Genomic DNA, 11,951 nt, shown 5'->3' on the forward strand with positions numbered 1-11,951 from the left:
CCGGAGGCGGATTTTGACGCCAAGATGTATGCGCTGTTCCAGCACTTCGCGGTCACCCATCGCAATGAGCTGCTGGCGTTTATCGAGTTCCTGGAGAACAACGTCACCGCCATCGAGGGCGCGATCAATGGCGTCTCCGTGGGGCTGACCCATCCGGAAGCGGCGAAGTTCACCGATCTGGAGGTGCTGGGCGCGCCCGGCGTGCTGGCCAGATTCCGCGACGGGGTGGCGTCGAACTTCTATGTGCAGACCGATGGCAACAAGACCACCATCGGCAATGCGGCGGGCAGTTCCCGGCTGGCGCTGATGGCAGGTAATCAGGAGGCTATCGAGTTCGACAGCGCCGGTCGCGCCAGCGGCGCGGCGGTGCAGGCCAGCGCCGTTGATGCAAGCGACGGGAAATTGCTGACCACGGGCGCGGGCGGAATTTTGACCACGAACCCGCCAAACCTAGCAGATCCCGCACAACTGGACGCCCCGGCGGGTCTCTACAACATTGCGGCTGCCGATGGCTGGCCCTTTGACGGCGCACTCCTGCAGCTGCGCCGGAATGCGGGGCGGGGGGTGCAGATAGCGGCGCGCGGCAGTTCGTCAGCGCCGAATGCATCCAGCGAGATCCTGGTGCGCACCTCCGGCAACAGCTTCGGAGGCTGGGCGCAGCTGCTGCATTCGGAGAACCTGCTGGGCACGGTCTCGCACTTCGGCGGCACGCCCACCGGCGCGGTGATCGAGCGCGGCAGCAACGCCAACGGGGAATATGTGCGCTTTGCGGATGGCACTCAGATCTGCATCTCGCCCGACTTTGCATCTGTTGATGTCACAACGGCCACCGGAGCCATCTATCGTAACGCCTCTCCTCTCGCCTGGGCGTTTCCGGCCACCTTCTCCGGCGGTGCCGGTTCGGTGACCGGAGCCGTTACGTCCATGGGGAACAGCCAAACACACTGGGGCAGCTTTCGCGTGCTTGGCTTTGCGGACGCCGACATAACCGTGTTTGCACCTAGCGCCTCTACCAATCGCACCGTTCGCGCCATGGCCATCGGCCGCTGGTTCTAAAGGAGACACCGCATGCAAATCTCAATCACACCCATGCGCTGCGACACGGCGCTGACCGCAACCCGGCACGGCGACGTGCTGACCCTCAACGGCGAGGCCTTCGACTTCACCGCATTGTCAGAGGGCGACGTGCTGCCCCGCGAGGCGGTGGCTTGCGATTGGCTGGCCTCGGAAGTCACTCGCCAGGACGGTACGCTCCACCTGACCCTGATCCTGCCGCATGGTGCGGACGCGCCAGAGGAAACCCGCTTTCCGCAGCCAGTGACACTGACCGGCGACGGGCCGGTGCCCCTGCCGCCCTATGAGGTGGAGCAGGCCCCAACGGATGAACCGGAGGGCGAGGCATGAGCAATATCGACTTTTCCAAAGTGGTCACCGCCGCCGCGCGCATCGAACAGGACCGGGCCAAGGCGCTGGCAAAGCTCGCCGACATTCGCTGGCAGTGTTCCGTGGCAGGCGTGGTCCTGCCGGGTGGCTTGCAAGTGCCGGGCGATGAGGCGACGCGGCTGTCGCTCTCCGGCGCGGTCAGCGCCCTGCAGCAGGGCATGATCAGCGCGCCGCTGGCGTGGAAAACACCCACCGGCTTTGTCGAGCTGACAAAGCCGCAGGTCGAGGCGGCGGCGCAAGCCGTGGTGCAGCACATTCAGGCCTGTTTTGCCGCCGAGGCCACAGTGGCCGCGCAGATCGAAGCGTCGGGCGATCCGGCAGGCTTTGACATCCAGGCGGCCTTTGGCGCGGCGCTGGCAATCTGAGGACAGGACATGACCATGATCGAAAACAGCGACCGCGGCATCACCTTGAACAAGTCGCTTGCCTGGACCGTCGCCTGCGGGCTGGTGGGCGCGGGGCTCTGGGTCGGCTTGCAGGTCGCGACACTGCGCGGAGAAACCGAGAGCCTTGCCCAAACCATCAACGGGTTGCGGGTCGACCTGACTGCATCAGAGGCGCGGCAGACCGCATTGACCGGGCGTGTGCGCGCCAATGAAACAAGCCTCGCCCGTCAGGATGAGCGCCTGTCTCTGATCCTCTCCACTCTAAACAAGATCGACAACCGGCTGGAGCGCATGGAGCGCCTGCCGATCCGCTAAATCCCGCAAAAATCAAACCGTTCACACCTCGCCAAGCATGCCTTGAGCGGGGCTTTTTCTTTGGAGGCAGCATGATGCAAATCCTGACATTTGACACCCTGCAGAAGATCACCGGAAAGATCCCGAAAGGGAGCACGCAGGCAGACAACGCCGTGTCGTTCCTGAAGACGCTGAATGCCTACGGCAGCGACGTTGGCCTGAACCGGCGACACCGGGTTGCCTGCCTTCTGGGGCAGGTGCTGGTGGAGAGCGGGGCGTTCCGATTCGACCGCGAGCTATGGGGGCCGACTGCCGCGCAGGCGCGATATGACATCCGCACGGATCTCGGCAACACGCCGGAGCGGGATGGCGATGGGTATCTGTTGCGCGGGCGCGGTCCCATCCAGATCACCGGGCGGTGGAATTATCGCGCCTTCACCGCTTGGGCGAGAGGGATCGACCACACCGCACCCGACTTTGAGGCAGACCCGGACGCGGTGTTGACCGATCCGTGGGAGGGGCTGGTGGCGCTTTGGTACTGGACCACCCGCGGCCTCAATGCGCTCGCCGATCAGGGTGACGTGAAGCGCATCACCTGCAAGGTGAACGGCGGATACAACCACTACGCTCAGCGGCGGGACTGGACCCAAAGGGCGCAGCTGGTCCTGCTCGGTCATGGTCCGACAGATGTGCGGGCCTTCCAGCGTGCGGCCCAGCTGACGGTGGACGGGGTGAGCGGACCAAAGACCCGTGCCGCACTGCACCAGGCGCTGCGCAAGCTGCCGCCCATAGACGTGTCTCCCAAACCCAAATCGCCCGCACCGCGCGTCAACTGGCTGCGGCGTTTCCTGGCCATTCTCCGCTTTTGATCGGGGATCGGCATTCTCATCTCTCAAACTGAAAAGGACCAACCCATGAACCTGAATGAACTTTTCCAGGAGCTGCTCCCCGTCGTGCTCAGCGGCCTGGGTGTGCTTCTGACCGCTCTGATCGGAAGCGCCGCCCATACCGCCAAACAGCGCTGGGGGCTCGATATTGAGGCCCGCCACCGCGAGGCGCTGCACAGTGCCCTGATGAGCGGCATTCGCGCCGGTGTCGAGCGGGGGCCGAATGAAGCGGCGGACGTTCTGATCCGCGAGGCCGTGGAGCATGCCAAAAGGTCTGTGCCCGACGCCATCCTGCGCCTCGGGCCAGACGACAGCGTTCTGTCGAACCTCGCGCGCAGCAAGTTGGCTGGTCTCATCCAGCGATACATTGACTAAGCGCCCGTCACTCGCTGCCACCTCGCCTTCGCCCCGTCGGCGGGGTGGCAGCGCCTCGGCGAAGGTCTGTCCGGCCTGCCATGGGCATGGGAAGGAGACCAGCCGGAGCGGCGTGGTACACGAATGCTCCGCCTGCAACGGCTGGGGAGTCCTTCGAAAACAGGAACCCGTTGCGAAGGCGCGAACCTGACTGATCCTCACTGATTGGCGGGCCAGTCTGTATCGCTGTTTGTTTTTGCTTGCGGTCTATTTACTGGCGCCAAAAGGCTGCGGTGTGCAAACTGAAGCTACGGGACTTATACCCTCCCGGACTTTGCGTGGACTTCATACACCCACGAAACGAGGGCCCTGCCATAGCGCCGGGCCCTCGGCACTTGAGCTGATCGCGCGCTGAACGGCGGAGAGGTGGGGCGAAGCCGAAATGCGATCACTCCACCGCATCAGTGAGGATTGCGTTCAGTGTGGAGCCAGTGCGTCGCAGAACCGCAAGAGACTGGAACTCGTCTGAATTCCAGAATGATGTAGCATGACTGCGGTCTGGAAACTCGATGACGAAAGCAGCATCAGGCATCTTGCCCTCCCCTTCAAGTTGCTCCGGCTTGCCGCCACGGACCTTGAAAGCCCCGTTGTGACGTTTCACCAGGTCAGGAATCTTCGCAAAATATTCATCCATCCAATCCCGACTGTGAATCTCCATCTGGCCAATGATGTATGCTGTCACGATGCTCTCCTTCATTGCGCATGATCAGGCTGCCCAGGCAGCTTAGAGTGCATACTCTTTAGTCGCCAGCGGCGCATTCCTATCGTCAGTGTCGGCATCTACGGGGGCTGATAAGGGCTCAAACCGGACTTGCGGCGGTGCGGCCACCGGAAACTTGAGCTTTCAGGCTTCAGTCCGACCAGCGGGATGACCGGTCCGCAGCTTAAACTCGACATTCAGACAAGGCGCAGTGAAGCCTTCGCTGCAAGAGTGAAGGAAATCGGCAGATCTCCCAAGTACGGACATTCAAGACTGCAAGTTCTGCCATAGCAATGCTGCACACCGCGCAGCAAACACGCGACATGCTCGCTTCACTATTCTATATCGCAAAACACCCGAAAGTTGTCAGTCTGTCCAGGGTAACCATCCGCTAGGCTCCTGTTTGGATACAGTGCAACCCGCAATCACGTTGCCTGTGTCATCAATTAGAACCCAGCATCCCTCATTGAATTGAGTCAGATGCTGGACCCCTATGCTAACCGAGCTAGAGGAACCAATACAGAAGAACTTGGCTCTCCTGAAGGTGCTGTGCACATAGATGAGTATCTCAGTTCCATCGTACGGAGCACTCTCCATTGAGTTTATCTTCAGCGATCCTTTGATCTCAGATATCCATTGTATCAGGTGTCAGGACAAGATTTTCCAACCCGACTATATTTCAAGAGTGCGAATCTCGTCAAATAAAAACAAAAAATTCTCCTCAGGCCTGGTTAATTAACCTAAGGAAGCCGAATTACAGTAAATTTTTATCGTTTCCATTTTGTTGGCAATTTTGGCGCAAGTTCAGCAATGCCCACACTTGGAGAACTGTGATGTCGACTGCCATTGGTGCAAACCCAGAATTCCGATCAAATTTCACACAAGATAATTTTGGTGGGAATTTTCTGTTCCATAGGGATACCTTAGACGGTGATCAGTCTTATCGGCAGTTAGTCCAGGATTTGGGGGTGGAAACGGTACGTTTTCCGGGAGGATCAGTTACTGAAGAGTACTTCGATATCTCGAACCCCAATAGCTCCTCTGGCATAAATCCTGAGAACGGCGAACCGGTGAATCTGATCCCACTCAATGATTGGCTAACCACTGCAGGGGAACTCGGAATATCGACGACTGTTGTCATCCCGACAAGAACTTATCTCTCTGAATCCACTGACGAAAATGGAGACCGAGAACCAGATTTTGATCATGAGGAGCTCTATGGTTTTGTTCGCGATGTCGTACGTGGAGTGCACGGCAACGGTGAAATTGCAGCGTTCGAGATCGGCAACGAGTACTGGGGATCGGGGCAAATGTCATCCGTCGAGTATGGCCGGCTGTCTAGCGAGATGTCTTCGGTTATTGATCAAGCTTTGTCAGACTCTCAAGACATGGGTTTCGACACAGGAGACATAGATGTTGTCGTACAGGCAGGAACTAACTTCGACTTTGCAAGATTGGATAGTTCCTACGACGATTTAGATACACCTGAGGCAGTCTTGAGCGCGTTGTCTGAAGAATACAGTCAAGACTTTAGCGAAGGCTTCACTTTTTCAAGCGGTGAGATCAACTGGTCAAAGGTTAACAATGCGCTCATCATGAATGAGTTCGACGATCAGGAAATTGACCAGATCGACGGAGTATCGTCCCATATCTACACAAGAGGCGAACTCAACCCCGAGATGCGTGACTTTTCTACCAGGCTTGTGGAAAGTACGTGGCTTGAGAGGAACGAAGACCTCGACACATATGTCACTGAGTGGAATTTGAAATCCACTCCTTCACTTGACCCTGACACCGACTATGGCTTGCGACAAGCGCATGAAATGCTGGAAATCCTAGAGCAGTTCCCTGAGCATGGTGTCGACACTGCTCACGCTTGGCCTCTACTTCAAAACACTCGAAACGCATTAAGTTCCGGATTCGAACACGATGAGCTCACCGTCGGCGGTGAGATGTTTCGGATGATGGAAGAGAGCTTGCCCGGAAATCGATCCATAGACCTAGTGGGTTCGGAGAACTCAGAAACCGAATACTCTTCCCCTACAATCGATGTGCACGCATTCGGAAACCCAGACGAACTGGTGCTCTTCTTAACTTCGAAATCTGAAGAGGTTACGTCAAACGACTTCGATCTTTCGGGGTTGTTGAGCGGTGGCGAGAACATTTCAGTAACCTACCTCGGAGTTGACGAGGGAGACACACCCGGTAGTAGAAATGCAAACGCGAACGTTGAAGAGGCGACCTCTGAAGAGATTGAGAACGAAATATTCAATAACGGGATTCTTCACGCCGATCTCGATAGCTTAGAAGTCATGCGCGTGGTGGTCTCTCAACCTACCTGGACTGAAGAGATGGAGGTCTACTGGGAAGCCGTAGGTATAGTCGAAGATGAGGTTGGGGAGATTGACGGGGTCTACGACGCCGAAGCACTCATTGAGTCGTTAACGTCTGGTCCGGGTGATGTACCACCTGTGGATGAGCCATCACCCGAACCAGATGAGGATTTTGATGATGATGGTGGCTTGGGGATCGCGGCAATCGCTTTGGGCTTGCTGCCATTGCTGGCGCTACTGCTTTAGTAGGACACAATAGGTTCGACGCTACCGCTAACCTCGATCATCGGCTACACCCATAGTCGCCAGATGTGACATGAGTTGCTCAAGGTTCATATTCTCTTCTTCTACTAGCTGTGTGAGCATGGTTGCCAACCATTCTTCCGAAGACCAGCCTGCAGAAGGTATGGTTTCACGACTGCCATCATTGAAGCGTTCAGGAAGATCCCGGCCATCCTCGTAGCGAGAAAGGCCAATCACTCCGCTCGCAGAATAGAACTTATACATCGCAATGGACCCCTTGATTAAACAAGGCTTGCTGATCTGGCGTGCTTCCCATGTGCAGGTAAGCTTCAAGTAGAGCATGAAGCACTGACTGCCGGTCCGCTCTGGCCACGGCATTCGAGAGGTCATCTCGCTTGTCAAAGTCTGTAAGCTGTTCTGATGCGTAAAGAAAAGTGTAAGCGAGCACTTGCTCATAGTTCAGAATAGCCGAGCTTGTAGAACTGGCGGCTTCGGGATCTTGCAGTGTTTCGGACTTTAGTGTGAACAGTGTTCGCCGATCTCGCATTCTGTGAGGAGGGTGCCTACTTCTCTCGGATATAGGCCTACTAGACCCCGTCCAAAGAATTTTTCTAAAGAATTTTTTCGCGGTTTCAGAGGCAGTTTTTGCACACATATCAATGTTCCCAGGTCTGTAAGCGCACAGCCTAGGATTTGAGAAACTGGTAAATAAAACAATAACCCATGCCACGCATAAGCACGTATTGCGTGGAATGGGTACGTTATCTATCAGGTCACCATTCCAAATACCGATACTATCGATGGAGCGAATCTACATTTAGGGTGCGTTGTTGTTGGTGGCACAATATATGTTCAAGCTTCTTTAATTGTTCCAGATTTTGAATTTTTGTTTTTTTCACGCATTCAATAACTCATCGGCCACTGCTCCTGCTAAGTCGATGGAATGCACGAATTCAATAATTTAAATTAATTACATTGTATCTAATTTGGAAACTTAGCTCCTCAGAAACCAGGAATGTTTACCGATAGAGGTGCCTGCAGTCTTCATCAAGCTAACGGCACAAGTTCCATTCCTTCCGGTTAGGAGTAAACAATGAACACATTTCGTAAATTAAAATTTGCACCGGTCTTGAGCTTGGCGCTTTTGGCTGCTTGCGGCACACCTCGCTCCCACGGTCTCGATGTTGTTAATCGAGCGAGCACATCTCTCGGGTATCGAGACATATCAAGGCTTCCTGTGGAGACGCCGATGAACGCCTATCTGACGGGCTACAGCTACTGGGACAACACGCCACGCGGTTCGGCCCAGATCGCTCGTCCGGTGATACACCGTTCAGCAGGAGGAGCCGGAACCTATTCCGATCCAGTTACTCTCGCCGTTGGACACGTAAAAAAGGGTGGGCGTAGTATCATGGATTATCCAGCCGGAACTCGCTTCTACATTAAAAGATTGCGAAAGTACGCCATCGTAGAAGATCTTTGCGGAGATGGGCATCGACCGCAGGATGGCCCCTGCCATTCCGGGCACCAAGGACACGATTGGATCGACATCTACGTTGGTGGACGAAGGATGGCAGAGGCTTCTGTCGACGCCTGCATGCGACACATTACCGGTATCCAGCCAGTTATTCTCAACCCGCAGCCTGGGCACCCTGTCGAACCTGGTGAGATTGCTTCAAGCGGATGTAGAAAGTTCTAGTCTCCGAAGTTACTATCTATAACTATGATAGGACTGAGAGCTCATCCACCTGAAGAAAGCGGAAGAGCCCGGAACAAAGTTCCAGGCTCTTGGCATGCGGTCGGTTTAGTGGGCGACAGCAGGACAGTGGGTGGGGCCGAGATCACCATCCCAGCAAGATACCAAAATTTCGCCTAGGTGCTGCGGTCCGGCCCGTTAATGCCGCGATTCATACTGCATGCAGTGTTCTTGACCGTCGAACGGCTGCAGCGCGGACGAACGCGCTCCGACACTGCATTTACTTCAGGCGATGCTTAGCTGATCCGGATGCGGTTTCAAATCGATCCGAGGGAATATCCGATGACCTCTGCCAATTCAGTCTCCTCATAGCCAAAATGGGAGCGTACGACCTCTCGAAGCATCCCTCCACCAGCCGCCTCGATCCGCGCCAACACCGCTCCAATTTGGCCCATCTCCATCAGATAGTGACGGTGGATGGCGGCCAGCTGTCGACCTTGCGAACTAGGAAATCGCCTTCCCGATGCACGCTACATCGGCCCTTTGAAATCATTAGTGCTAGGCGTAGCGAAGACTTCGCTGTAGCCGCAAAACGCTTCCCAGGAACGGACATTCGAGCTGCTCTGGTGGTCAAGGCGAGGCAGCGCTAGGAACAGTTGTCGGCGGAGCGCAGAACGTGACCTTTGCAAAGTCCGGGCCTGACCGGAAGGCAAGGGGCGCTCCTAGCCTTTTGCCGCCTTCTGTCAGTAATTTGTTCGCCGCATTGCGGCACCCTCGTCGTGCCCAAATGCCGACGATATTAAGCGTCAGTAATCGTTCGCCGGTCATTAACCCGCGGCTGTTATGATCTTTGACTATAAAGCTTCGCGGCGCTTTAACGTCGCTACACACTGATTTTCAAAAAAGTGACAGGTCTATGAAAAAGCTACTTTCAGTCACAGCGCTGGCGCTATTCGCGACACAGAGCATCGCGGAGAAGGATCTGCTGACACGGCTGAACTCTTACCAAACGGCGCAATCTTATACGTGTGGCAAAACCTGTGGGAAAGTCCGTAGCTGCGAAGAAGCCGTCTACCAATGGTGCGTCTGTGGCTATTCTAGAGCTGACGGCGACAAAGATGGGGTTCCATGTGAGGCATTGTGTGGCCAAAGCACCCCTAAAAATGTTGCCCGCGTGAACTCTATCAAGAAACAGCTGGGATGCTAACTTTCATGGCTGAAATATAAATGGAAAAACCGCGACAGAACCATCAATTGCTATCTATCGCTGAATATAGCATCAGGTATACCAAGCGGCCTTTCGCTCCAACCTCAGAACATTAAAGCGCGGTCCGTTATTCCGGACATCCTCAGTATATAAGAAGATCATGCTTGCCATCCTTCACTTGGCTGTATTCGACAATGCAAACAGACTACTGACGCCATGGAAAGCCAAACATATAAAGGATTCAGCCATCACAAGCGTTCAGATACCACAAGCTGTTTTGTGTTTAGCCGTAACCGCCATGGCTCCTCTCTGTCTAAAAGCAGACGTACCGATCATTTCGCGCGGTCAGACCTTCGAATGTACACCTACCCATGTTTGGGATGGTGATGGCCCGATCTGGTGCGAGGAAGGGCCACGGCTACGCTTGTCGGGTATCGCAGCTAGAGAACTCGATGGTACCTGCTCGTCCGGCCATCCATGCCCGAGCGCAAGTGCTGAAACCGCCCGCGACGCGCTGGTCACCATCTTGGGTACTCGAACTGGGGTGAGCAAGCACGGACATATCATGTTGACAGGGCCAACTCTTACATGCCGATCTGACGGCTCTGCCGGAGGAAACCGCACGGCTTCTTGGTGCGTATCTCCAAGAGTGGGAGACATAAATTGCGCGATGGTAGATGGAGGTTGGGCAGCTCGCTGGGATCTGTATTGGAAAAAACACCGTTGTTAGCAAACGTTACAACCGGCCCGTTTCAGACATTCACGCAGCTTACCAATGCCTCAGCACAGCGTTCCAAAAGCGGACTTCGGCGACCTCGCGCAAAATCGGTCAGCAACTCGAAGTTGGCGATGTGGACCTTACTGCCATCTGCATGCCCGCAAGCGCAGGTCACTTCAAGCCGACAAAAGGCGCCCAAGCGGGCAGTCCTCAGAACCAAGCGAACTATGGCGGTGTTATAGTGGAGGAACTCAGAAATTAGTGCTCATAATTGGCGTGGCGTTCCCATTCGCGGCTGAGAGTAGCAACCAGCGCATCGACGGTCTCCGCGCCCCCAGAAAGAGCTTGGGCGTAGCGCTCGATGGAACCACTATCGAATTGAGGGTCAATCCCCCATCGAACGAACTCGTTTGGTAGCTCGAGGGGGCCCTGCTCAAGCAGCTCATCCACCTCGTCGAATAGGGCACAAATCTCGGTATGATTCGTATCAGCAATCGGAAAGAAACTCATACGTAGACGCCCACGATAACGCGACAAGTTCGCCGGGATTGCCCCAATGCGTGGCATATGAAAGTAGAACGCACCTCCGTCGTTTTCGACACCTCCATGCGCAAGCGGATTTCGGATTGCCGCCTTAACGTCCCGCAATCGTCCCAAAAGGTGTCCACGAGCGGGATCGGCCTCGAAGTTTGCTACGTCGCGCAACCTCTCGTCCCAAGTCTTTTGCAAGAACGCCTCGAAGTCGCCCGAGGCGAGCGGACGGCCAATGAATGCACGCAGCAAGAGCACCCGATGCTCAAGTTTGCTGAAGTATGCGTCCACCATTGCCGCAGAAGCAAAAAAACCTTCTTGCTCACGGGCTAAAGCTCGATTCATTCGGGCGGTCAGGTCGGAAAAGTCTTCCGTTTCCTTGGAGCTGTCAGTAGTTGGCGCGATGTCTGACGTCAAATTGGGTTTCGTTCCGAACGCACTGTCGGCAAGATCACGAAAGTAGCGATACCGGTTATCGAATTCTGCCAGCCTATTTTCAAGCGTAAGGTTGCCGTCAGCGATTTGCACTTTCGCAAAGTGGGAAAGAATAGGCTCAAGTAGGCGCAGCGACGAGGATAGTTGCCCCACAACCCGCTTCAGGAGCGCCGACGGAACGTCGCTGCGATGATCTATCGCAAAGCCAAATTTGCGGAGTTCAAAAACGAATGGTTCACCCTCGACAGTCGCATAGATCGACCAACGCACCTTCTCTCCAGGACCGCTCCAAGTGAACCCCATTACGTCGCGAAGAGCAAAGAGAACTAACTCGGGGACCGGAAAGAGCTTCGGGTCAGCGCGGCCGCCTCGCAGCTTCCAAGGGTCACATCCTTCAGGCAGACCACTTTCGAAGCCTTTTAGAGATTTTGCCATCCGCCTGCGCAGTGTAGCCAGGGGATCGTTGTCATGAGGCTTGAGCATGAATCATTTTCTTTCTGAATCTGGATCAGAGCACTTTATTCTGTTCTTTCCCCGGGTGAAGTAGAATTCAAAAACGTTTTCTGCTCTTGACCAACCTCGGATCATAAAGGGAGCAGTCGAGCTGGGATCAAAGCAAATGTGCCGCGATGCAGCAGGGGCAAGCACGTGGTCATTCCACGCA

At 55.3% G+C, this 11,951-nt stretch carries 10 protein-coding genes and 1 pseudogene; 8 read left to right on the forward strand and 3 right to left on the reverse strand.

Annotation, left to right across the window (positions count from 1 at the left end; translation table 11 throughout):
• From R0J92_RS12190 to R0J92_RS12215, 6 genes and pseudogenes are all read left to right on the forward strand, one after another.
• A pseudogene (locus tag R0J92_RS12190) lies at window positions 1–1,056 on the forward strand (hypothetical protein); the annotation flags it as partial.
• Between the two features lie 12 nt (window positions 1,057–1,068).
• Entirely contained in the window at window positions 1,069–1,404 is a 336-nt protein-coding gene (locus tag R0J92_RS12195; RefSeq protein ID WP_411051857.1) for a hypothetical protein, read from the forward strand.
• Window positions 1,401–1,808, forward strand: a complete 408-nt coding sequence (locus tag R0J92_RS12200; RefSeq protein WP_411051858.1) for a DUF4376 domain-containing protein — start codon at window positions 1,401–1,403, stop codon at window positions 1,806–1,808. The genes R0J92_RS12195 and R0J92_RS12200 overlap by 4 nt, the downstream gene beginning before the upstream one ends.
• 9 nt (window positions 1,809–1,817) lie before the next feature.
• Window positions 1,818–2,144 carry a hypothetical protein gene (locus R0J92_RS12205; RefSeq protein WP_106163722.1) on the forward strand — a complete coding sequence of 109 codons (327 nt, stop codon included), beginning with the start codon at window positions 1,818–1,820 and terminating at the stop codon, window positions 2,142–2,144.
• A gap of 71 nt (window positions 2,145–2,215) precedes the next feature.
• A complete protein-coding gene (locus R0J92_RS12210; RefSeq protein WP_411051859.1) occupies window positions 2,216–2,992 on the forward strand; it encodes a peptidoglycan-binding protein in 777 nt (258 codons plus the stop codon).
• Window positions 2,993–3,037: 45 nt separating this feature from the next.
• A complete protein-coding gene (locus R0J92_RS12215) occupies window positions 3,038–3,385 on the forward strand; it encodes a hypothetical protein (protein ID WP_411051860.1) in 348 nt (115 codons plus the stop codon).
• 427 nt (window positions 3,386–3,812) lie between these two features.
• Here R0J92_RS12215 and R0J92_RS12220 read toward each other — a convergent pair whose 3' ends face one another.
• Entirely contained in the window at window positions 3,813–4,106 is a 294-nt protein-coding gene (locus tag R0J92_RS12220) for a DUF1330 domain-containing protein (RefSeq protein WP_317385619.1), read from the reverse strand.
• Between the two features lie 851 nt (window positions 4,107–4,957).
• On the opposite strand from R0J92_RS12220, the gene R0J92_RS12225 reads away from it, so the two are divergent.
• On the forward strand, window positions 4,958–6,703 hold the full coding sequence (locus R0J92_RS12225) for a type I secretion protein (protein WP_411051861.1): 1,746 nt from the start codon (window positions 4,958–4,960) through the stop codon (window positions 6,701–6,703).
• 27 nt (window positions 6,704–6,730) lie between these two features.
• On the opposite strand, the gene R0J92_RS12230 is transcribed toward R0J92_RS12225, so the two are convergent.
• Window positions 6,731–6,964, reverse strand: a complete 234-nt coding sequence (locus R0J92_RS12230; protein ID WP_411051862.1) for a hypothetical protein — start codon at window positions 6,962–6,964, stop codon at window positions 6,731–6,733.
• Between the two features lie 829 nt (window positions 6,965–7,793).
• On the opposite strand from R0J92_RS12230, the gene R0J92_RS12235 reads away from it, so the two are divergent.
• Window positions 7,794–8,399: a hypothetical protein gene (locus tag R0J92_RS12235; RefSeq protein WP_411051863.1), complete on the forward strand. Its 606-nt coding sequence runs from the start codon at window positions 7,794–7,796 to the stop codon at window positions 8,397–8,399.
• 2,180 nt (window positions 8,400–10,579) lie between these two features.
• Here the strand turns inward: R0J92_RS12235 and R0J92_RS12240 are convergent.
• Entirely contained in the window at window positions 10,580–11,770 is a 1,191-nt protein-coding gene (locus R0J92_RS12240) for a hypothetical protein (RefSeq protein ID WP_411051864.1), read from the reverse strand.
• Between the last annotated feature and the right edge of the window lie 181 nt (window positions 11,771–11,951).

Origin of the sequence: Tritonibacter sp. SIMBA_163 (genome assembly GCF_046535935.1) — a bacterium.
GTDB classification, from domain to species: domain Bacteria; phylum Pseudomonadota; class Alphaproteobacteria; order Rhodobacterales; family Rhodobacteraceae; genus Epibacterium; species Epibacterium scottomollicae.